Here is a 22,030-nt window from a genome sequence, read left to right as displayed (position 1 = left end):
GCGGACACGCGCGGCCCTCCGGGCCCTGGTCGTCCAGCGGCGTCCCCGGCCGCAGGTGACACAGTGCCCGTCCGCGCCCAGCTCGTGCTGCTTGAGCAGCGCTCGCCAGGCGGCGGCCAGCCGGCACGCCTCCGCTCCCGCACGCGAGGTGTTTCCCGAAGCCCCCGATGGCTCCCGACCCCGATCCGGAACCGTCGTCTCCAGGACTCCTCGCAAGTATTTTCGTACCCCTTCGGCCAGCAGACCAAACAGCACCGCGTCCACACCACGTTCCCCCTTCGTCGAACTCGTGTTCGATCACGGGGTCAGTTCTACCGGTGGGGTACGACGATTCCGGCGGCGATCGCGGGGATCGCCGCCGGAATCACTCGAACGGGTGGGGCGGCCCTGACCAGGGCCGTTGGACGGCCTAGAGCTTCACCATCGGGACGCTGCCGATCAGCATCAGCCGGACCTTGCCGGCCGCGCCGAAGTCGATCGTCGCCGTCGCGCGGGGGCCGACGCCGTCGCACGAAACCACCGTGCCCAGGCCGTACTTGTCGTGGCTGACGCGGTCGCCGACGTCCAGCTTCAGGGCCACCGTGTCCTTCCAGCCCTTGCCGAAGGAACTCACGCCAGGAGAGGACGAAGGCGCGGACGACGACCGGTTGCCCCACGTGGTCGCCGCTCGCGGTGTGCCGCGGGAACCGCTGCCGAACGAACCGAAACCGCGGTGGGACGGCTCCAGGCGCCGCCAGTCGACGAGGTCCGGCGGCAGCTCGTCCAGGAACCGCGACGCCGGGTTCATCGACGGCTGGCCCCACGCCGACCGCGTGATCGCGCGCGAGACGTACAACCGCTTGCGGGCGCGCGTGATCGCGACGTACGCGAGCCGCCGTTCCTCGGCCAGCTCCGTCGGGTCGCCCAAAGCACGCATGTGCGGGAAAACGCCGTCTTCCCAGCCGGTGCAGAACACCACCGGGTATTCCAGGCCCTTCGCGGTGTGCACGGTCATCAGCGTGACCACACCCGCGCCGCCGTCGCCTTCTTCGCCGCCGTCGGGCGACGGCACCGAGTCGGCGTCCGCGACCAGCGAGACGCGCTCGAGGAACGCGGGCAGCGAACCCGGCGCCGGGACACCTTCGTCCACGATCAGCTCGGCGTTCTCGTCCGCGACGATCTCGGCGGTCAGCTCGGTGAACTCCCGCGCGACCGTGACGAGCTCGGTCAGGTTCTCCACCCGCGACGCGTCCTGCGGGTCTTCCGACTCCTCGAGTTCGACGCGGTAGCCGGTCTTGTCCATCACGGCTTCGAGCACGTCGTGCACCTCGGCGCCGTCCGCGATCATCGTGCCCAGTTCGTCGAGGATCGCGACGAACCCGCCGATCGCCTTGACCGAGCGCGGGTTCAGCAGCGGCACCTTGTCCTCGACGGCGTCCCGCAGCGCCTGCGCGAACGAGATCCGCTCACGCTCGGCGTGCGTCGCCACGACGGCTTCGGCGCGGTCGCCGATGCCGCGCTTGGGCACGTTCAGCACGCGCCGCAGGCTGACCGTGTCCTCCGGGTTCGCCAGCACGCGCAGGTACGCGATCATGTCGCGGACTTCGCGGCGCTCGTAGAACCGCACGCCGCCGACGACCTTGTACGGCAGGCCGAGCCGGATGAAGATCTCTTCGAAGACCCGGGACTGGTTGTTGGTGCGGTAGAAGACGGCGACGTCGGAGTAGTCGGCTTCGCCCTTCTCCGCCAGCGCGTCGATCTCGTTCGCGACGAACGCGGCTTCGTCGTGGTCGTTGTCCGAGACGTAGCCGACGATCTTCTCGCCGTCGCCCGAATCGGTCCACAGCCGCTTCGCCCGGCGGTTCGGGTTCCGCTCGATGACGGCGTTGGCCGCGGACAGGATCGTCTGCGTGGAGCGGTAGTTCTGCTCCAGCAGGATGGTGTGCGCGTTCGGGAAGTCCCGTTCGAACTCTTCGATGTTCCGGATCGTCGCGCCGCGGAAGGCGTAGATCGACTGGTCCGCGTCACCGACGACGACCAGCTCGGCCGGGGGGACGCCCGACTCGTTCGGCGCGGTCCCGGCCAGCTCGCGCACGAGGGTGTACTGCGCGTGGTTCGTGTCCTGGTACTCGTCGACCAGCACGTGGCGGAACCGCCGCCGGTAGTACTCGGCGACGGCCGGGAACGCCTGCAGCAGCGAGACCGTGCGCATGATGAGGTCGTCGAAGTCGAAGGCGTTGGCCTGGTTCAGCCGCCGCTGGTACTCGACGTAGACCTCGGCGACGCGCCGTTCGAGGTCGTTGGCCGCGTTGGCCGCCGCCTCGTCCGGGTCGACGAGCTCGTTCTTCAGGTTCGAGATGTGGATGGCGAGCGTGCGCGCCGCGTAACGCTTCGGGTCGATGTCGAGGTCGCGCGCCACGAGCGTGATGAGCCGCTTGGTGTCGTCCGAGTCGTAGATGGAGAAGCTCGACGACATGTCCAGCGTCTTGGCTTCGCGGCGCAGGATCCGCACGCACATCGAGTGGAACGTGGAGACCCACATCGCGTTCGCGCGGCGCCCGACGAGCGCGGCGACACGCTCGCGCATCTCGGCGGCGGCCTTGTTGGTGAAGGTGATCGCCATGATCTCGCCCGGGTGCACGTGGCGTTGCCCGAGGAGGTAGGCGATCCGGCGGGTCAGCACCCGGGTCTTGCCCGACCCCGCACCCGCGACGACCAGCAGCGGGCCACCGGCGTGGGTGACGGCTTCGCGCTGGGCGGGGTTCAGGTCGTCGAGCAGATCGGCCTGCCCGCCGGAGGCGGGCTTGCGCGCGGGGGTCTCGGCGGGGAGATCGAAGAGGGTGTCCATCGCCTGTCCACGCTACCCCGGGCGGGCAGGACCCCGGCGGAAGCGGTGCTACTGCCGCGCGGTCGTGAGTGGTTAGGGCGGTTAGAACCGCCCTAACCACTCACGACTGCGTGTGCGGAACATGAGGTGGGCTACCGCGCCAGGCGTAGCGGGAGATGTCGCCTGGCGTCCGACGCGCCGGCGGCCCGCGGCGCGGAGCATCGGCTGCATGGAAGACATCCGCCCCGCCCGCATCCGGGCCGCCGACGCCGATCGCGAGCGCGTCGCCACCACCGTCCAGTCCGCCGGCGCCGAAGGCCGGCTCACCCTCGAAGAGGTCGAAGAGCGCCTCACCCACGTCTATTCCGCGCGCTTCACCGACGAACTGACCGCGCTCACCGCCGATCTGCCGCGGCCGGCGCCGCAGTGGCCCGGTTTTCTCCTTTCCCGGGCGGCGCTTCGCCGTCACCCGGCGTTGCGGCTGCACCTCGCTGTGGTGGTCGCCATCGCGGTGGTGGCGATCGTCCGGTGGGCCGTGCTGGGCGCCGGGTTCTTCTGGCCCGCGTTCCCGATGTTCTGGCTCGCGGCGAGTCTCTTCATTCATGCCGGGGTCCGCGCGGCCCGGGAACGCGCCCGGACGCCTGTGCCATACTGAGCGCATGCGGCACCACGCAGAGCGATTTTTTACGGGACCCGGACTCCGGCTCCCGTGATCGCGTAGTGCCCGAACCCGCCATCACGCCAGCCCCGGAGTCCACGGACCCGGGGCTGTCGCCGTCCCTGGGGCCGGATCCGGGCTTCAAGGAAGAGGTCCCGATGAACGCACAAGCGACGAACGCCGACGGCCAGCCCGCCGAGCACACCCCCGCCGGTGACGACATCGCGTCGCTCCGGCAGGAGATCGACTGGCTCGACAAGGAGATCCTGCGGCTGGTGAAACGCCGGGTCGAGGTGTCCAAGACGATCGGGGCGGCGCGGATGGCCGCCGGCGGCACGCGCATCGTCTACAACCGCGAGATGGACGTCCTCGCGCGCTACCGCGAGCTGGGTCCCGAGGGCCGTCAGCTGGCCATGGCGCTGCTGAACCTGGGCCGCGGGCGGCTCGGCCGGTAACGGTTGGCCGAATTCGGGGTCTTCCCCGAGGCACCGGTGGCCCCGGTACGGGCAGACTGGGGCCATGGACTGGATCGTGAACCTCATCGCCGTCATCGTCGCTCTCGCGAGCGTGCTGGCCGCGCTGGGCCATGTGGGTTATCTGGCCCTGCTCAACAATGCGGCGGGTAAGCGTGCCGGCGGGGCTCCGGTCGCGCAGTACGTCCGCGGCCGCTGGGCGGTTGCCGGCGGTACCACTGCGGCGTCATTGTTCGCCTGGCTGCTCACGAGCGGGGGAACGACGCTCGACATCGTCGCCATTCTCCTCGCTGCGGGTAGCGGCGCGGTGGCCACGAAGGCGCTGCAGTCGACCCGGGATCGCTACCGCACCGGCGGCTGAATTCCCCTTGAGCTGCGGTGATCGCGCTGCGTGAAATTTCGTGGCGTTTGTTTCCCCCTTTCGGTCGCGCCCGACCGAGTGAAACCTCTGCAACTTGCAGGTTTGGGGGCGACTTTCTACGCCGGATGCTCCTAGGGTTGACGCCGTGAGGACCCTTGCGCCTGGGTCGGGCGACGCCCGGAGGGCGCGCGGGGGCACTGGCCCCGCGCGTCCATCTTCGCATGCGCGTGCATCTGCGCAGGATTCCGAACAGGATTCCGCTCGTGAGGGTGCTCCGTTCGGGTTGACCGGGGGCCGGACGGCGTCAGGACCGGACCGCCGGGTGGTCGAGCCTGCATGAGCAACGGCACGGAGTTCCACGGACGCGGCACCGCCCCCGCGCATCCCGGACGGCACCGCCAAGGCGTGACGGACGGCTGGACGCCGTCGGCGCCGCCGTACCGCCCCGTGCGGCACTGCGCCGAGGACACGGCGCCGATCGACGTGCCGCTGTCCGGGTCGCTCCCCCAGCCCGGCCGGCCGCTGCTGCCCCAGCCGCGCGACCGGCGGCCCGCCCCCTTCCCCGCCGCGCAGGGAAACCTGCCGCTGGACGACGCCCCCGACTTCGGCGAACCGGGCCGGGAAACGGGCCCGATCTCGATGCCCGACACCGAATCCCGTGCCGAGCAGGCCGCCCGGCGCACCCGGGTTTCGCTCGCCACCAACCCGAAGCCGCGCTGCCTGGAGTCCGACGAGGACGACGTCCGCATCTACGCGGCCCCGCCGATCGACGCCATCGACGGGCTCGGCGGGTTCACCATCGGTTCGGTGCCCGCGTCGGTGACTCCGCCGAAGACGTGGCGGAAGGCCGCGTGGTTCGCCACCGGCGCGTCCGGCGCCGTCGTCGTCGGCCTGCTGTTCGCCGGGTCCTTCATGGTCGGCAAGCCGCCGATGGACCAGGCCGTGCAGGGCGCGTGGCCCGGTTACCAGGGCGCGCCGACGGTGGACGACCCGGTGAACGGCGGCGGCGACCGGCAGCAGCCGACCTCCCGGCCGGGCGGGTCCGCGCCCGGCCCCGACAGCACGCGGCAGCCGGACGACGCGACTGGGACGAGCAGCAGCGGCGGGGGCGCCGGGCCGGTCGACGGCACGGTCCCGCCACCCCCGGCCGGCACTTCGGGGTCTTCGGGATCGTCGGTCACCGACGAACCGGCCACGACGACCGGTCTGCCGCAGAAACCGCCGGTCACCGCGGCCGAGCGCGAGACCCCCGTGAAAGCGCCCTGGTGGTACTCCTTTCCGCCGGACGTCCAGACCTTGGGCGACAACTCGGAGAAGTTCTTCAACACGGTCACGACCGACCCCGGCACGGCGTCGTCGGTGACCACCGGAGACCTGCACGACCAGGGCCCGCACGCGCTCGCCGAGCGGTACGCCGGCATCGCGTACTTCGAGGTCAAGAAGGTCAGCATCGACCAGCAGCGCGGCGTCACGGTGAACACCGTCGAGATCACGCACGACGACGGGACCAAGACGATCGAGCAGCGCACGCTGACGTTCGGGGACGGCGACAAGATCACGAGTGACGGTCAGTAACCGATCTTGCACGTGCGGTTCGCCCGTTCCGATGCACGTGCGGTGCGCCCAGCGGTAATGCCTGGTCCGGGTGGGTGACATAAGCTGCCGCTCGTCGTATCGCGACGGCATTCCGGCGACAGAGCCTGGCGATTGCCGTCCGCACAGGGTTACCTGGCGACAGCGGCTCCGGACCCCGGCCACAAGTCGGCCATCCGGAGCAACGGACATCCGGCCGAACGGCCGAGTGCCCGTCCCCGGAACCCAGAGCGAGGACTTTCGTGCTTGATCGGCAGCGCACTCGGCGTGAGGCACCCAACGCCGTCCGCGTCGAGGACGTGATCCCGGCCGAGATTCTCGACGGCGTCGGTGACGCCGATCGTGACTATCTCGAGCAGGTCTTCCGCGATCCGCAGAAGTTCCTGCCGCCGCGCCCGGAACCGGACCGTGCCACCGAGCAGGCCGACGACCAGGGTGAGCCCGAGAGCCGTGTCGCCCGCCGGGCCAAGCTGGCCGGGCTCCTCGCCGCCGGCGCGCTCGTCGCCGCGGCCGTGGTCGCCGCACCCATGCTGACCAGCGCGCACCGCGCCGCCACTCCGGCCGACACGGCCACGCCCGCCGACTTCACCGGCGCCGCCGAACTCGGCGGCCTCGCCGTCCCGCAGCGCCAGGCCGGTGGCGGCGCGCCGGAGCAGTCCGGCCCGACCACCCCGCAGGGCACGCACTCCGGCGGCGCGCCGTCGGCCCAGGAGTCGACCTCCGGTGGCAGCCCGCAGCCGCAGGCGGCCCCGAAGGCGGACACCGCCGTGCCCGACGCGGCGGCCGACCCGCGCAGCGCGAGCCGGAAGATCCAGGCCGTCAAGGACTTCTACGCCGCGATCGCCAAGAACTCGGACGGCGCGCTGGCCCTGCTGAGCCCCACGCTGGCCGACGGCGCCGCCGGTGAGCTCGTCCGCACCTGGAGCGCCATGGACGCCATCGACGTCCAGGAAGCCGACACGCAGATCAAGCCGGACGGCTCGATCGTCGCGGTCGCCACGCTCCACCGCCCGGACGGCGCGCTGGTCCGCGTGACCCAGCTGTTCCGGGTCGCCGACACGGGTGGATTGATCACCGAAGCCGAGCTCGTTTCCGCCCAGTACATGTAGCCCAGTGCGATCATCCCTTCACCCGTGGTTCAAGTGCCTGTACCGGATTCGTGTGCGCAGAGTGAGCGCCTAGCCTTGTCACGCGTCGGTCTCGGAAAAGCCGGCACACAGCCCACGACATGTGCATACGCTCCAGCGAAGCGGCGTGCGCCTGGCCGCGTCACCGGGAACCCGTCCTCACGCCCTGGTGAACTCGGAGCCCAAAGGGAGGTCGCGTGAGCGACGAGGGTCGCCTGGTCGCCGGTCGGTACCGCATCGACGGCCGGATCGGCACGGGCGCGATGGGGGCCGTCTGGCAGGCGCACGACGAAGTCCTGGGCCGCACCGTGGCCATCAAGCAGCTGCTGCTCCATTCCCACCTGGACGAGCACGACGCCGAAGACGCCCGGCAGCGCACCATGCGCGAGGGCCGGATCGCGGCCCGGCTGCACCACCCGAACGCCATCTCCGTGTTCGACGTCGTCACCGACGACAACGGCCAGCCGTGCCTGATCATGGAGTACCTCAACTCCACCAGCCTGGCCGCCGTGCTGCAGGAACGCCGCACGCTGCCGCCGACCGAGGTGGCGCGCATCGGCGCCCAGGTCGCCGCGGCGCTGCGCGAGGCGCACGCGGTCGGCATCGTGCACCGCGACATCAAGCCGGGCAACATCCTGCTCGGCGGCAACGGCGTCGTGAAGATCACCGACTTCGGCATCTCCCGCGCCAAGGACGACGTCACGGTCACCAAGACCGGGATGATCGCCGGCACGCCCGCGTACCTGGCCCCGGAGGTCGCCATCGGCGGTGATCCCGGTCCGGAGTCCGACGTGTTCTCCCTCGGGTCCACGCTCTACGCCGCGTGCGAAGGCCAGCCGCCGTTCGGCCTGTCCGAGAACACGCTGAGCCTGCTGCACGCAGTCGCCGCAGGGCAGATCAACCCGCCGCGCCAGTCCGGGCCGCTGGCCAGCGTCCTGGCCGTGCTGCTGCACCCGGACATCGAGCACCGGCCGACCGCCGAGGAGTGCGAAGAGCTGCTCGCCGCCGTCGCGCGCGGCGAACTGCCGCTCGGCGGGCCGGCGGAGGAGACCATGCTGGCCCCCGCGGCCGGCGTGCTCGGCGCGGCCGCACTCGCCGACCCCGGCGCGACCCAGATGTTCGACGAGATCCCCGCGGGCCACTCGGGCACGCTGCTGGGCGGCGGCGCGGCGCCGACGCAGGCCGTGCCGTTCTACGACGAGGACGACTACGCCGAGGGCACGGGCTACCCCGAGGACGACTACGACCGCGGGTACACGCGCTACCCGGAGGACGATCACCCGTACGAGGCCGGAGGCGTGCCTCCCGGCCTCGCCGCGACCCGTGCGGTGCCGGTGCCCCCGCACGGCCAGCAGGACCCGTACGCGGACGACCAGTACGACGACTACGAAGACGAGCCGGCCCCGCCTCCCCCGCCGCGGCAGCGTCCGCAGGCGAGCCCGCCGCCGGACGACGACGAGAAGCCCGGGGCCTGGAAGCGCCCGGCGATCATCGGCGGCATCGTGGTCATCGGCCTGGTCGCGCTGGGTGTCTGGCTGCTGAGCCCGAACAACCCGCAGGCGCCGGCGACGCCGATCTCGAGCAACCGGCCGACCCCGGCCGCGACGTCGCAGTCGCTGCCGTCGACGACGGACGAGCTGCCGACCAGCACGGTCGACCTGCCGTCGAGCACGAACGAGCCGACCACGTCGGCGAAGCGGACGACGACACGGCAGACTCAGCCGGAGCAGACCACGACTCCGCGGACGACGACTCCGAAGCCGACGACCTCCGAGCCGACGACTACTCCCCCGCCCGACTCGTCCATTACGCCGACTAGCACCACGCCGTGACCAGAGGTTTGTGTTGAGTTCTGAAGGCACCATCGTCGGCGGCCGGTTCCGGCTGGACCAGCCGATCGGCCGCGGCCGCGCCGGGATCGTCTGGCTGGCGTTCGACACGCGGCTGTTCCGCACCGTCGCGATGAAGCGGATGTACCTCCCGGTCGGCGCCGGCGACCGCGCCGAGCAGGCGCGCGCGGCCGCGATGCAGGAGGGCAAGGACGCGGCCCGGATCGAGCACGCGTCCGCGATCAAGGTGTTCGACGTGCTGCCCGAGGGCCAGGACGTCTGGCTGGTGATGGAGTACATCCCGTCGCGCAGCATGGCGACGTTCCTCGCCGAGCACGGCCGGCTCACCCCGGACCAGGCGGCGGCGCTGGGGATCCAGCTCGGCAACGCGCTCACCGCGATCCACGCGGCCGGGTTCGTGCACCGCACGCTCGAGCCGGGCACCGTGCTGCTCGCCGACGACGGCGGGGTGAAGCTCACCGACATCGGCATCAGCGGCGGCGGGCCGAGCCCGGCGTACGTGGCGCCCGAGGTGGCGCGCGGCCTGCCGCCGTCGCCGCCCGCGGACGTCTTCTCCCTCGGCGCGACGCTCTACACCTCGGTGGAGGGCGTGCCGCCGTTCGGCGAGGACGGGCAGTCTTCGGAGCGCCCGGCGCAGAACGCCGGCGTGCTCACCGCGGCGCTGCGCAAGATGCTGCGCTCGGACCCGACGACCCGGCCGACGATGGCCGACACGGTCCGCTCGCTGAGCGCGATCACCGAGGGCCGCGAGACGGCGTTCATCCCGCCGACCGCACCCGGCATCCCGCCGCCACCACCCCCGCCGGCGCCGCCGTTCAACCCGGCGCACACACCCGCGGCGCCGCCGCTGCCGCCGTCGGGACCGCAGTACCAGCAGCAGATCCCGCTCACCACGCCCGCACCCGGCTACTCCTCGGCGGAGGAGACGCAGCGGATGCAGCCGGTGCCGCCGTCGGAGCAGGCGACGCAGTTCGTGTCCGCACCGGTGCCCCAGTCGCCGGCCCCGCAGCAGGCCGCGGCCGCGGACGACTGGAACCTGCCGGTGTCGAAGAAGACGCTGATCACCGTGGCCGCGATCCTCGCGGCCGTGCTGGTGGGCATCCTCGTCTCGGAACTGTTCTTCGTTTAAGCCACTTTCGCGGTCGCCGCGCGCATCGCTTCGAGCAGCGTGCGGACGGCCGGGTGGCCCCAGGCGCGTGACGCGACGGCGGCGTGGATCGCCCGGATCGGTTCCGGGTGGCGGATCTTGCGCACGACCACGCCGGGGTGCTGCGAGCCGAGCCCGAGCTCCGGGATCAGCCCGACGCCGATGCCGGCGGCCACGAACCCCTGCGCCGTCTGGTAGTCCTCGGACTCGACGACGACGTTCGGCGCGAAGCCGGCCTGCGCGCACGCGCCGAGCAGGATGTCGCGGCAGACGCCGGGCATGCCGTCGACACCGACCCACGGCTCCTCGGCGAACTCCGTCAGGTCGATGACGCGCTTGCGGGCCAGCGGGTGGGTCTTCGGCAGTACGGCCCGGTACGGGTCGTCGAGCAGGTGCACCAGCTCGACGCCCTTGCCGGGCGGGGTCTTGCGCGGGAAGACGGTGATCGCGACGTCGGCCTCGCCCGACTCGACGTCGGCCAGCGGGTCCAGGGGTTCGACGAGCTTGAGGTCGAGGCGCACGCCGGGGTGCTCGCGGCGGACCGCGGCGATGGCGGGCGGGACCAGGGACGCGCCCGCCGTCGCGAAGTAGCGGATGGTGATGCGGCCGATGCGGCCCTCCTTGAGCTCGGTCAGCGCGGCCTCCGCCTTCGCCAGCTCGGTGCTGAGCGTCTCGGCGTGCTCGGACAGCAGCGAGCCCGCCGGCGTCGGGCGGACGCCGCGCCCGACGCGTTCGAGCAGTTCGGTGCCCGCTTCGCGTTCGAGCGCGGACAGCTGCTGGCTGATCGCGGAGGGCGTGTAGCCCAGGTTGCGGGCCGCGGCGGTGATCGACCCGCTGGTGATCACGGCGCGGAGGACCTGCATGCGGCGGACGTCGAGCATGGTCCGATCGTACAGCTCGGCTTAAGTGTTCCTGCAGTTATTTGCGCTTGTCCTTACGTCTCGCGGGCGCGAAGCTGGCGATGATCGTTGAAGGAGGACTGGGGTGGGCGAGACGAAGACCCTGCTCAGGATCGCCGCGCTGGCGCTGATGTGGGGCTCGAGTTTCTTCTGGATCAAGCTGGGGCTGGGGATGTTCTCGCCGGTGCAGCTGGTCCTGGCGCGGCTCGTGCTGGGCGCGGCGATGCTCCTGCTGCTGTGCAAGCTGCAGCGGGCCCGGCTGCCGCGCGACCGGCGGACGTGGGGGCACCTGACCGTCGCGGCGTTCTTCCACAACGCGCTGCCGTTCCTGCTCTTCGCGATCGGCGAGACGACGGTCGACTCCGGGATCACCGGCGTGCTGAATTCGACGACGCCGCTGTGGGTGCTGCTCGCGGCGCCGATGATGGGGACGACGTCGCGGATGACCGGGACGCGGCTGGCGGGGCTGCTCGTCGGCCTCGGCGGGATCCTGCTGATCTTCGCGCCGTGGCAGGCGTCGGGCCTGCTGAGCTGGGGCGCCCTGGCCTGCCTCGCCGCGGCGGCGAGCTACGGCTTCGCGTTCGTCTACGAGGGCAAGTACCTGTCGGGGACTTCGGTGTCGCCGTACGCGCTTTCGGCCGGGCAGATGCTGCTGGCGAGCGGGTTCCTGCTGCTGGCGCTGCCGGCGGGCGGGTTCACGCCGGTGCACTTCGGGGTGGGGCCGCTGCTCGCGATGCTGGTGCTCGGCATCGGTTCGACGGGCATCGCGTTCGCGCTGAACTACCAGCTGCTGGCGAGCGAAGGCGCGGTGGCGGCTTCGGTCGTCGGGTATCTGCTGCCGGTGGTGTCCGTGCTGCTGGGCGCGGTGTTCCTGGGCGAGCAGCTCAACCTGCGGGTGATCGCGGGGATGCTGGTCGTGCTCGGCGGGGTCGCGTTGACCCGCCTTCAGAAGCCGGAGCGAGGGGTCCTGGAGGAGCCCGGTGACCAGGCGGATGGGCTTGGTGACGACACCACCGGCCGCGCGTCCAGGCCTCTCGCTCCTCTGGCCGACTGAGGCTCCTCCGGAGGGCCGTCACGAACGGCCCGTTCGCGCCGCCGAAAACGCATCTTTCCTAGAGAAAGTGACGCCTTGGGGGCCGGAACGCGCATCTTTCCTGGTGAAAGTGGCGGTTGAGGGGATTGCGGTCAGACCAGGCGGCGGTCGGAGGCCCAGCGGGACAGCTCGTAGCGGTTCGACAGCTGGGTCTTCCGCAGCACGCTCGACACGTGCGTCTCGACCGTCTTCACCGAGATGAACAGCTCCGACGCGATCTCCTTGTACGCGTACCCGCGGGCCAGCAGCCGCAGGACGTCGCGCTCGCGGGGCGTCAGCAGGTCCAGTTCGGGGTCGTTGATCGGGGCCGAACCCGGACGGTCGGCGAAGGCGTCCAAGACGAACCCGGCCAGCCGCGGCGAGAACACCGCGTCGCCGTCCGAGACGCGGACCACCGCGCGGACCAGTTCCTTCGACGAGATCGTCTTCGTCACGTAGCCGCGGGCGCCGGCGCGGATGACCGCGATGACGTCCTCCGCGGCGTCCGACACCGAGAGCGCCAGGAACACGGTGTCCGGCAGCTCCGGGCGGACGCGGCGCAGCACCTCGGCGCCGCCGCCGTCGGGCATATGGACGTCCAGGAGCACCACCTGGGGCTTCGTCCGGGCGATCCCGGCCACCGCTTCGGCGACCGAACCGGCTTCGCCGACCACGCGGACTTCGTCCGTGATCGAGTCGAGCTCGGTGCGGACGCCCGCGCGGAACAACGCGTGGTCGTCGACGAGGAACACCTTGACCGGTTCCCGCTGGCTATCCGTCACGACTCTCCCTCAGTGGCCCTGGGTCCCGAGCATAGCCGCCTCACGCCGCCCCCTTGCCCGCTTTCACCGGCATGGCGAGCTGCACTTCGGTGCCCTCGCCCGGCGCGGTCCGCAGCTTGCACGTGCCGCCGTGGCGGGTCATCCGGCCGCGGATCGAGTCGGCGAGGCCGTGGCGGTCGCCCGGGACGACGTCCGGGTCGAAGCCCTTGCCGCGATCGCGGACGAACACGGTGACCGACGTCGGCTCGACCTCGGCGTAAACGCTGACCTCTTCGACCCCGGCGTGCTTGGCGGCGTTGACGATCGCCTCGCGCGCGGCCTGGACCAGCGCGACCAGCGCCTCGTCCAGCTCGGCGTCGCCGACCACGACCTGGCCGACGGAGATCGCGAAGGTGTCCTCGACCTCACCGCACGCCGTCGCGAGCGCTTCGGACAGCTGACCCGAAGTCTGGGTCTCTTCACCTTCGGCGGTCTTCTCGACGGGCTTGCCGTAACCGTTCGGGCCGTAGAGCCAGCCGCGTAGTTCGCGTTCCTGGCTGCGGGCGAGGCGCGCGACCTCGCGCGGCTGCTCGCTCTGCTTCTGGATCAGCGCCAGCGTCTGCAGCACGGAGTCGTGCAGGTGGGCGGCGATCTCGGCGCGTTCGTCGGTGCGGATGCGGGCCTTGCGCTCGTCGGACAGGTCGCGGACCAGGCGCAGCCAGAACGGCACGGTCAGCACGGCGACGCCGATCAGCGTCGCGATCACCGCGATCAGCGCGAACTGGACCTGGTCGAGACTGCCGCTACGAAGGACGACAACGCCGATGCCGGTGATCACCAGCGCGACGCCGGCGACGATCCGGATGGCCGCCGACCAGCCGCCGCCCCCGAGGAAGGCACCGGCGACGCTGTCCTTCGCGCCGGTGCGCCAGCGGCGGCGCTGCGACTCGTCGGCCTCCCGCCAGACGACCGCCGCACCGATCATGGCGACGGCGAGCGGCACGGCGACCCAGCCGCTGATGAACCCGGTGAGCGTGCCGCTGGCGACGGCGAGGCCGACGCCCAGCGCGATCAGCCCGAAGGCCTGCTGACGCTCTTTCGACGTCGGCGTCGTCGCGGCTTCTTCGGACTGCTGCTGGACGAACACCCAGAGCAGGCCGTACGCGAGCAAGCCGGCGCCGTTGAGGGCGGCCAGCAGCGCGAACCCCGTCCGCACCCAGACGACGGGCACGCCGAGGTGGTCGGCGAGACCACCGGCGACGCCGGCGATCGCCCGCCCGGACCGGCGCCGGAACATCTTCGGCGAGGGCGGGACGGTGACGGCCTGCGTCACCGTCTCGGGGACGACGACCTGGTCGTGGGACTCCTGCACGCCGTCCATGGTCACACGCGCGGACGGGGGGTGGCATCGGGGAAACCCCCTGATCCGGTGGATCGGCACCCTTCCGGCCGCGCCGCAACGGCCAACACGGCGGAAGGAGTGGCCACCACGGCGACGGGAACGGCCACCACGCGAGCCGGAAGGGCCAACACGGCGGAAGGAGTGACCGGCACGAGCCGGTCGGCGTGTTGGCCGGGGCGGGTGGGTGGCGGCCTCGGGGGACCCTCTCCGGGGAGAATCAGGGTCCTTCCCGGATGTCTCCGGGACCGCCGTCGCGCATGCTTTGGCCTATGAGTGGTGCGAGTGAGACACGGGCACCGAAGCCGAGTCCGTTGAACGGCTTCGAGGAGACCGTCAAGGACTTCTGGGGCAGCCGGCCGCGGCGGCCGCACGGGGGGCGGAAGGTCGCGGGGGTCGCCGCGGCGATCGGGAACCGGTACGGGATCGATCCCGTCGTGGTGCGGGTCGCCCTGGTGGTCGCAACGATCTTCGGTGGCTTCGGGGTGACCTTCTACCTGCTGGGGTGGCTGTTCCTGCCCGGCGAGAGCGACGACGTCTCGGGCTTCGAAGGCCTGATCGGGCGGGGGCGCTCGTCGGTGTCGCCCGCGTTCGCGGTCGTGCTGTCGATCCTGACCGTCGTCAGCGTCGGCGGGAGCTTCAGCGGCTCGTGGTTCGACGGCGGCGGCCTCATCAGTTTCGCGCTGCTCGGCATCGCGCTCTACCTGCTGCACCGCAGCCGGGGCCACGAAAACCGGCCGGCGCCGGTCACGCCGCGGTCGCCGGCCGCGGCCTTCACCGGGAACGGAGCCTTCACCATGACCGACACCGCGACCGCCGAAGCGCAGTCGCCGTCCCAGCGGGGCTGGGACCCCCTCGCCGCCGACCCGGCCGGCTGGGACCTGCCCGACGCACCGTCCTATCAGGAACCGCCGCCGCCCGTGCCGCCCAAGGCATACCGGGCGCCGGAACCCCGTCGCCGCTCGAACTCGAAGGTGGGTTCGGCGACGTTCGGCCTGGCCGTCGTGACCGCCGGTGGCGGCGTGCTCGCGAACCTCAACGGCGTGCCCTGGTTCTCCGCGCAGCACATCATCGGGCTGGTGCTCGGGGTGGTCGGGATCGGCCTGGTCACCGGCGCGTTCGTCCGCGGCGGGCGGGGCCTGATCGGGCTCGCGGTGCCACTGGCGATCGTCGGGATGATCCTGACGACGGCGCCGTTCCAGAACCTCGACTTCCGCGGCGGCGCCGGCGACCTCAACGTGACGCCCGTCGTGGCGAGCGACGTCAAGCCGCTCTACCAGCACGCGGCGGGCGACATCGACCTCGACCTGACCAAGCTGCCCGTCGGTTCACCGATCACCACGAACGTGGTCAACGGCGCCGGCAACTCGACGATCACCGTGCCGGACACGGCGGACGTCACTTTCGACTGCCGCACCGGCGCCGGGACAACGGAGTGCTTCAACCGGTCGACGGACGGCATCAGCCAGGACTCGCTGACCGGGACGGACTACGGCACCGACGGCGTCGGCGGCCAGAAGATCACCCTGCACGTGTCGAACACGGTAGGCGACGTGGAGGTGCGCCGTGGCTGACCAGAACCCTTACGCCTACGACAATCCGGCCGAGGCTGCGCCCGCGCGGCGCGGCGTGGACTTCTTCACCCTGATCGTCGGGGTCGCGACGCTGCTGATCTCGGCGTACGTCCTCTCGGACGGCGCGAGCTGGCTGCCGCACTTCGACTTCCGCTGGGTGATCGCGGGCGGCGCGGTGTTCGTGGGGCTGCTGCTCCTCGGCGCGTCGTTCGGCGGCAAACGCCGGCGCTGAACCGAAAACCCCACTCACTCTCGAGGCCCCGGATCCCACGCCGGGGCCTCGAGTCCTGTCTACGGGGAGGTCACTCCCACTCGATGGTGCCCGGCGGCTTGGACGTGACGTCCAGGACTACCCGGTTGACCTCCGCGACCTCGTTGGTGATGCGGGTCGAGATCCGTTCCAGGACCTCGTACGGCAGGCGCGTCCAGTCCGCGGTCATCGCGTCCTCCGACGACACCGGGCGCAGGACGATCGGGTGGCCGTACGTGCGGCCGTCACCCTGGACGCCGACGCTGCGGACGTCCGCCAGCAACACGACCGGGCACTGCCAGATGCTGCGGTCCAGTCCGGCCGCCGTCAGCTCCTCGCGGGCGATCAGGTCGGCCGCGCGCAGGGTTTCGAGGCGCTCGGCGTCGACCGCGCCGATGATGCGGATGCCCAGGCCGGGGCCGGGGAACGGCTGGCGCTGCACGATCGTCTCCGGCAGGCCCAGCTCGGTGCCGACCTTGCGGACCTCGTCCTTGAACAGCAGCCGCAGCGGCTCGACCAGCTCGAACTGCAGGTCGTCCGGCAGGCCGCCGACGTTGTGGTGGCTCTTGATGTTGGCCGTGCCCTCGCCGCCGCCGGATTCGACGACGTCCGGGTAGAGCGTGCCCTGGACCAGGAAGCGGTAGTCGCCCTCGGCCTTGAGGTCGCGCTCGGCCTGCTCGAAGACGCGGATGAACTCGCGGCCGATGATCTTGCGCTTCTGCTCCGGGTCGGTGACGCCGGCGAGGGCGTCCAGGAACCGGTCGCGGGCGTCGACGGTGACCAGGTTGACGCCGGTGGCGGCGACGAAGTCCTGCTCGACCTGGGTGCGCTCCCCCGCTCGCAGCAGGCCGTGGTCGACGAACACGCAGGTCAGCCGGTCGCCGATGGCGCGCTGCACCAGCGCGGCCGCGACGGCGGAGTCGACCCCGCCGGACAGGCCGCAGATCGCCCGGCCGTCGCCGACCTGCTCGGTGATCCGCTGGACCTGCTCCTCGACGATCGACGACGTCGTCCACTGCGGCTTGATACCGGCGATGTCGTGCAGGAAGCGGCGCAGCACCTCCTGGCCGTGCGGCGAGTGCGCGACCTCGGGGTGGTACTGGACGCCGGCGAAGCGGCGCTCGACGTCTTCGAACCCGGCGACCACGGCGCCGTCGGAGGAGGCCGTGACGACCGAGCCCTCCGGGGCTTTGGTGACGCTGTCGTTGTGGCTCATCCAGGCGGGCTGGGTCGCGGGCAGGCCGGCGTGCAGGACACCGCCGTCGCCGGTGACGCGGACCTCGGTGCGGCCGAACTCGCGGACGCCGGTCGGCTCGACGACGCCGCCGAGCGCGCTGGCGAGCAGCTGGTGGCCGTAGCAGATGCCGAAGATCGGCACGCCCGCTTCGGTGAGCTTCGGGTCCATGCTCGGGGCGCCTTCGGCGTACACGCTCGAAGGGCCGCCGGAGAGGATGATCGCCGAGGGGTTCTTCGCGAGGAGCTCGTCGACGGACGCGTTGTGCGGCACGACCTCCGAGTAGATCTGCGCCTCCCGGACGCGCCGGGCGATCAGCTGCGCGTACTGCGCCCCGAAGTCCACGACGAGAACCGGACCGGTGGGACTGGGCACCTGGGAACCTCCTGGCGACGGTGGGATTCCCCTCCATCGTCCCAGGTGGGCCGGGTCACCCGGGCCCCGCCCCCATCCTCGAACGAGGACAGCCGCTGTCCGCGAGAGACCCTACGGTCGTCGCATGGCTGTGAACTGGACCAAGGAACTGACCGACCAGCTCGACTTCCACTGGACCGTGCTGGTGCGCCCGAAACTGGCCGGGCTGACCGACGACGAATACCTGTGGGAGCCGGCCGCGGGCTGCTGGACGGTCCGCCCGCGCAAGTCCGACGACGAGCCCGGCACCGGCCCGTTCACCATCGACTTCGCGTTCCCGGAACCGACGCCGCCGCCGGTCACGACGATCGCGTGGCGGCTCAACCACGTCCTGGTCGGCGTGCTGGGGATGCGGACGGCGTCGCACTTCGGCGGCCCGCCGATGACCTACGACGACTACCCGTACCCGGGCACGGCCGCCGACGCGCTGGCCCTGCTGGACGACTACTACGCCCGGTGGGTCGAAGGCGTGAAGTCACTCGACGACGACGGTCTCGCACGGGCGTGCGGCCCGGCGGAAGGCCCGTACGCGAAGTACCCGATGGCGACGCTGGTGCTGCACATCCACCGCGAGATGATCCACCACTGCGCCGAAATCCTGCTGCTGCGCGACCTCTACCGCACCCGGTGACCGGAGATCCTTGTAACGCCGAGTCACCGCCGGTCCGACTCAACGGGTAGGGAAGGCGGCTCCGACCGGGGCCCGCCGCCACCGAGGGGGACCCGCGCATGCTCTACCGACTCCGCCCGCCCGGCCGCCTGACCTGGTGTGACGTGCCCGGGTACGCGATCTGCCGCGCCGACGACCAGCCGCCGCCCGACTGGGAACGGCTGTCGTGGGTGCCCGCCGAAACGCGTGCGTTCAGCAACGACCTGCTGCGGATCGCCGTGCGCTACGGCGTGCGTTCGGGGCTCGGAATCGTCGTCGACGCACGGCACACCGTGGACCTGGGGCGCGCCGACGAGCTGCGCTGCGACCTGATCGCGGCCGCCCACGCCCGCACGGGCGCGCGGGTGGCCGTCGAGGGCGACGTCCGGGCCTGGGAACGGACCGAGGCGGCGGCTCGCGTGGCCGAGCAGGATCTCGCGGAGCTGCTCGCGGTGCCGGTGCAGGCGCACCTCGTCGAGCACTGGCACCGGCTCGGCGGCCACCTCACCCGCCCTTGACGCCACTTTCGCCGTGAAAGTGATCCGGTGTCACGACCTCCGGATGTGTGGCAAGAGTGGGTGATGAGAGCAGCAGGAAGCCGAGCACCATGCCCAGCAGGCAGGGCACGCCGTGGTTGTCGTGGACGACCGTGTCGACCACGGCCAGCACCGGCGCCGCGAACGCCAGCACCCGGAACTGCACCGGCAGGACCACGCCGTAGCGGCGCGACGCCACGATGACCAGCACGGCCAGCGCGCCGAGCAGGCCGGCGACGCACATCGAGTTGCCCGCGCCGACCGGGTCGAGCCAGACGTAGCTCAGGAACTGCCCGGACAACCCGCAGCCGAAGTACAGCACCAGCCAGCGCCACCGGCCGAACACGCGCTCGGCGAGCGTGCCGAACACCGCCAGCCAGACCAGGTTCGAGACCAGGCCGAACGCCCAGCCGTCCTGGAAGAACATGCCCGTGAGCAGGCGGTACCACTCGCCGGCGTCGATCCGGGCCGCGTCCCGCACGACGTGGTCGTACAGCGGCGGGTGCACCAGCTGCGCGATCCCGCACGCCAGCGTCACCAGGAAGACGATGCCGGTCAGCACCGGCAGGCGCGGGCCGGTGGCGAGGGCCCCGAAAGTGGTGCGGGGTGCGGGGTGTGTGCTCATGGCCGAAAATCTAGGCGCGACGACGCTGTCACACCCCCGACGTTTGTCACGGTGAAAGGACTTGCATGCGAGCGACAGTCATCTACGGCGCCGGCGACGTGCGGGTGGAAACCGTCCCCGACCCGAAGCTGGTCGAACCGACGGACGTCATCCTGCGCGTCGTGCGGTCCTGCATCTGCGGCAGCGACCTCTGGCCGTACGCCGACATGGAGCCGAGTGAGCACGGCCGCCGGATCGGGCACGAGTTCCTCGGGATCGTCGAGGAGACCGGCGCCGACGTCACGACCGTCGCGAAGGGCGACCTCGCCGTCGCGCCGTTCGTCTGGTCCGACAACACCTGCGAGTTCTGCCGCGAAGGCCTCCAGACGTCCTGCCTGCACGGCGGTGGCTGGGGCTCGAAGGGCGTCGACGGCGGCCAGGGCGAGGCCGTGCGCGTGCCGCAGGCCGACGGCACCCTGGTCAAGCTCCCGCACACCGAGGACGAGGCGCTGCTCGCGTCGATGCTCACGCTGTCGGACGTCTTCTCCACCGGCCACCACGCCGCAGTGAAGGCGCAGGTGAGCAAGGGCCGGAACGTCACCGTCATCGGTGACGGCGCGGTCGGTCTCTCCGCCGTCCTCGCGGCGAAGCGGCTCGGCGCCGACCGGATCGTCCTGATGGGACGGCACCGGGCCCGCACCGACCTCGGCCGCGAGTTCGGTGCGACCGACGTCGTCGCTGAGCGCGGCGACGAAGGCATCGAGAAGGTCCGCGAGCTGACCGGCGGCCGCGGGACGCACGCCGTGCTCGAGTGCGTCGGCACGAAGGGCGCGTTCGAGATGGGCATCGGGGTCGTGCGGGCGGGTGGCGCGGTCAGCCGCGTCGGCCTGCCGCAGTACGACGAGGGCCCGATTGGTGTGGGCGTGTTCCGCCGCAACGTCACCGTCACCGGCGGCGTCGCGCCGGCCCGGCACTACATCCCCGAGCTGCTGCCCGACGTCCTCGACGGCAAGTACCAGCCCGGCAAGGTCTTCGACCGGACCATCGACGTCGAAGGCGTGCCGGTCGGCTACCGCGCCATGGCCGACCGCGAGGCGCTGAAGGTGCTCATCAAGCCGTGACCCGTCCGGGTGGGGGTCCCACGCCGGACTCCCCACCCGGATTACGTTGGTACGCATGGACATGATCACCCCCGAGCCGCGCCCCGCCTGGATCGCCGGACGCCCCGAGCAGGGCGCCACCACCCTCGTGGTGCACCACCCGTACGACGGCAGCGAGGTCGCCACGGTCGCGGTGCCCGGGCCGGACCAGGTCGAACGCGCGGTCGCCGCCGCCGTGTCCGTCGCCAAAGAGCTTCGCCGCACGCCCGCGCACCTCCGGGCCGGCGCGCTCGAGCACGTCTCCCGCATGCTCGCCGTCCGCGCCGACGAGATCGCCGAAGTGATCACGGCGGAGAACGGCAAGCCGCTCAAGTGGGCCGAGGCCGAGGTCAAGCGCGCCGTGTCGGTGTTCCGGATCGCCGCCGAGGAGGCCCGCCGGTTCACCGGCGAGGTCCAGCGCCTCGACACGGATCCCGCGGGCGAAGCGCGGCTGGCCCTGACCCGCCGCGTCCCGCGCGGGCCGGTGCTCGGCATCGCGCCGTTCAACTTCCCGCTCAACCTGGTGGCGCACAAGGTCGCGCCGTCGCTCGCGATCGGCGCGCCGATCATCGTCAAGCCGGCGCCGCGGACGCCGCTGGCCGCGCTGATCCTGGGTGAAATCCTGGCCGGGACAGACCTGCCCGAAGGCGCGTTTTCCGTGCTGCCGCTGGGAAACGAGGAGACGCAGGCGCTCGTCGCCGACCCGCGGCTGCCGGTCGTGTCGTTCACCGGCTCCGGCCCGGTCGGCTGGTCGCTGAAGGACGCCGCGCCGCGCAAGCACGTCGTGCTCGAGCTCGGCGGCAACGCGGCGGCCGTCGTGCTGCGCGACTGGCCCGATCCCGAAGGCGCCGCGCACCGCATCGCCACCTTCGGCAACTACCAGGCCGGCCAGTCCTGCATCGCCGTGCAGCGCGTGATCGTGGACGCCGCGATCGCCGGCGAGTTCGTGCCGGCGCTGCTGGAAGCCGTGCAGTCGCAGCAGACCGGCGATCCCTATGATCGCAACGTCGACGTCGGCCCGGTCGTCGACGAGGCGGCCGCCGAGCGGATCGTCGCGTGGGTCGACGAAGCCGTCGCGGCGGGCGCGAAGCTGCTCACCGGCGGCACGCGGGAGGGTGCGACGGTCGCGCCCACGCTGCTCACCGACGTCCCGGTCGACACGAAGGCGTGGGCCGAGGAGATCTTCGGCCCGGTGCTCGCGGTGTCCGTTGTGGACGGTGTGGACGAGGCCTTCCGGTCGGTCAACGAATCCGCGTACGGGCTGCAGGCCGGCGTCTTCACCACCGACGTCCAGCTGGCCTTCCACGCGTCGGCGGAGCTGGAGGTCGGCGGCGTGATCATCGGCGACGTGCCGTCGTACCGCGCCGACCAGATGCCCTACGGCGGGGTCAAGGGCTCCGGCGTCGGCCGCGAAGGCGTGCTGGCCGCGATGCACGACCTCACCGAGGAGCGCGTCACGGTCTTCACCGGCATCGACCTCTGAC

The 22,030-nt window shown here is 71.7% G+C and carries 20 protein-coding genes; 14 read left to right on the top strand and 6 right to left on the bottom strand.

The features are described from left to right. Positions 1 to 409: 409 nt before the first annotated feature. Positions 410 to 2,827, bottom strand: coding sequence for a DNA helicase PcrA (gene pcrA, locus OHS18_RS34860; protein ID WP_328613652.1), 2,418 nt, complete (start codon positions 2,825 to 2,827; stop codon positions 410 to 412). A gap of 208 nt (positions 2,828 to 3,035) precedes the next feature. Here pcrA and OHS18_RS34855 point away from each other — a divergent pair, with 208 nt between their 5' ends. The 7 genes from OHS18_RS34855 (at position 3,036) to OHS18_RS34825 (ending at position 9,997) form a co-directional block, all read left to right on the top strand. Beyond that, on the top strand, positions 3,036 to 3,461 hold the full coding sequence (locus OHS18_RS34855; RefSeq protein WP_328613651.1) for a DUF1707 SHOCT-like domain-containing protein: 426 nt from the start codon (positions 3,036 to 3,038) through the stop codon (positions 3,459 to 3,461). 161 nt (positions 3,462 to 3,622) lie between these two features. Next, positions 3,623 to 3,919 (top strand): chorismate mutase, encoded by a 297-nt coding sequence (locus OHS18_RS34850; RefSeq protein WP_328445366.1) that lies wholly within the window; start codon positions 3,623 to 3,625, stop codon positions 3,917 to 3,919. Between the two features lie 64 nt (positions 3,920 to 3,983). Further along, positions 3,984 to 4,298, top strand: coding sequence for a hypothetical protein (locus OHS18_RS34845; protein WP_328445368.1), 315 nt, complete (start codon positions 3,984 to 3,986; stop codon positions 4,296 to 4,298). Positions 4,299 to 4,634: 336 nt separating this feature from the next. Then, positions 4,635 to 5,873: a hypothetical protein gene (locus OHS18_RS34840; protein WP_328613650.1), complete on the top strand. Its 1,239-nt coding sequence runs from the start codon at positions 4,635 to 4,637 to the stop codon at positions 5,871 to 5,873. Between the two features lie 260 nt (positions 5,874 to 6,133). Further along, positions 6,134 to 7,000, top strand: a complete 867-nt coding sequence (locus OHS18_RS34835) for a hypothetical protein (RefSeq protein ID WP_328445372.1) — start codon at positions 6,134 to 6,136, stop codon at positions 6,998 to 7,000. A 215-nt stretch (positions 7,001 to 7,215) separates the two neighbouring features. Then, positions 7,216 to 8,850, top strand: coding sequence for a serine/threonine-protein kinase (locus OHS18_RS34830; RefSeq protein WP_328613649.1), 1,635 nt, complete (start codon positions 7,216 to 7,218; stop codon positions 8,848 to 8,850). Between the two features lie 13 nt (positions 8,851 to 8,863). After that, entirely contained in the window at positions 8,864 to 9,997 is a 1,134-nt protein-coding gene (locus tag OHS18_RS34825; RefSeq protein WP_328613648.1) for a serine/threonine-protein kinase, read from the top strand. Here OHS18_RS34825 and OHS18_RS34820 read toward each other — a convergent pair. Next, on the bottom strand, positions 9,994 to 10,896 hold the full coding sequence (locus tag OHS18_RS34820; RefSeq protein ID WP_328445377.1) for a LysR family transcriptional regulator: 903 nt from the start codon (positions 10,894 to 10,896) through the stop codon (positions 9,994 to 9,996). The two genes, OHS18_RS34825 and OHS18_RS34820, sit on opposite strands and share 4 nt — an antisense overlap. A gap of 103 nt (positions 10,897 to 10,999) precedes the next feature. Here OHS18_RS34820 and OHS18_RS34815 point away from each other — a divergent pair, with 103 nt between their 5' ends. Beyond that, positions 11,000 to 11,968 carry a DMT family transporter gene (locus OHS18_RS34815; RefSeq protein WP_328613647.1) on the top strand — a complete coding sequence of 323 codons (969 nt, stop codon included), beginning with the start codon at positions 11,000 to 11,002 and terminating at the stop codon, positions 11,966 to 11,968. A 131-nt stretch (positions 11,969 to 12,099) separates the two neighbouring features. On the opposite strand, the gene OHS18_RS34810 is transcribed toward OHS18_RS34815, so the two are convergent. After that, complete coding sequence (locus OHS18_RS34810) at positions 12,100 to 12,768, bottom strand: response regulator transcription factor (protein WP_328445379.1); 669 nt, start codon at positions 12,766 to 12,768, stop codon at positions 12,100 to 12,102. Between the two features lie 40 nt (positions 12,769 to 12,808). Then, positions 12,809 to 14,134 (bottom strand): PspC domain-containing protein, encoded by a 1,326-nt coding sequence (locus OHS18_RS34805; RefSeq protein ID WP_328445381.1) that lies wholly within the window; start codon positions 14,132 to 14,134, stop codon positions 12,809 to 12,811. 284 nt (positions 14,135 to 14,418) lie between these two features. Between OHS18_RS34805 and OHS18_RS34800 the strand changes: the two genes are divergently transcribed. Continuing rightward, a complete protein-coding gene (locus tag OHS18_RS34800) occupies positions 14,419 to 15,720 on the top strand; it encodes a PspC domain-containing protein (protein ID WP_328613646.1) in 1,302 nt (433 codons plus the stop codon). Next, complete coding sequence (locus OHS18_RS34795; RefSeq protein ID WP_328613645.1) at positions 15,713 to 15,952, top strand: hypothetical protein; 240 nt, start codon at positions 15,713 to 15,715, stop codon at positions 15,950 to 15,952. Before OHS18_RS34800 ends, OHS18_RS34795 begins: the two co-directional genes overlap by 8 nt. A gap of 70 nt (positions 15,953 to 16,022) precedes the next feature. On the opposite strand, the gene guaA is transcribed toward OHS18_RS34795, so the two are convergent. Continuing rightward, positions 16,023 to 17,579 carry a glutamine-hydrolyzing GMP synthase gene (gene guaA / locus OHS18_RS34790; protein ID WP_328445386.1) on the bottom strand — a complete coding sequence of 519 codons (1,557 nt, stop codon included), beginning with the start codon at positions 17,577 to 17,579 and terminating at the stop codon, positions 16,023 to 16,025. 124 nt (positions 17,580 to 17,703) lie between these two features. Here guaA and OHS18_RS34785 point away from each other — a divergent pair, with 124 nt between their 5' ends. Both OHS18_RS34785 and OHS18_RS34780 read left to right on the top strand, forming a co-directional pair. Further along, positions 17,704 to 18,249, top strand: coding sequence for a DinB family protein (locus OHS18_RS34785; protein WP_328613644.1), 546 nt, complete (start codon positions 17,704 to 17,706; stop codon positions 18,247 to 18,249). 98 nt (positions 18,250 to 18,347) lie between these two features. Continuing rightward, complete coding sequence (locus OHS18_RS34780; protein WP_328613643.1) at positions 18,348 to 18,785, top strand: hypothetical protein; 438 nt, start codon at positions 18,348 to 18,350, stop codon at positions 18,783 to 18,785. Here the strand turns inward: OHS18_RS34780 and OHS18_RS34775 are convergent. Further along, positions 18,772 to 19,428 carry a rhomboid family intramembrane serine protease gene (locus tag OHS18_RS34775; protein WP_328613642.1) on the bottom strand — a complete coding sequence of 219 codons (657 nt, stop codon included), beginning with the start codon at positions 19,426 to 19,428 and terminating at the stop codon, positions 18,772 to 18,774. The genes OHS18_RS34780 and OHS18_RS34775 overlap by 14 nt on opposite strands. Before the next feature lie 65 nt (positions 19,429 to 19,493). Here OHS18_RS34775 and OHS18_RS34770 point away from each other — a divergent pair, with 65 nt between their 5' ends. Both OHS18_RS34770 and OHS18_RS34765 read left to right on the top strand, forming a co-directional pair. After that, entirely contained in the window at positions 19,494 to 20,528 is a 1,035-nt protein-coding gene (locus tag OHS18_RS34770; protein ID WP_328613641.1) for a zinc-dependent alcohol dehydrogenase family protein, read from the top strand. Between the two features lie 55 nt (positions 20,529 to 20,583). Then, positions 20,584 to 22,029, top strand: coding sequence for an aldehyde dehydrogenase family protein (locus tag OHS18_RS34765; RefSeq protein ID WP_328613640.1), 1,446 nt, complete (start codon positions 20,584 to 20,586; stop codon positions 22,027 to 22,029). Position 22,030: the final 1 nt, after the last annotated feature.

The sequence above is a fragment of the Amycolatopsis sp. NBC_00355 genome, assembly GCF_036104975.1.
Taxonomy (GTDB): Bacteria; Actinomycetota; Actinomycetes; order Mycobacteriales; family Pseudonocardiaceae; genus Amycolatopsis.
The sequence above is the reverse complement of the archived record's forward strand: the minus strand, read 5'-3'. Positions and strand labels throughout refer to the sequence as shown.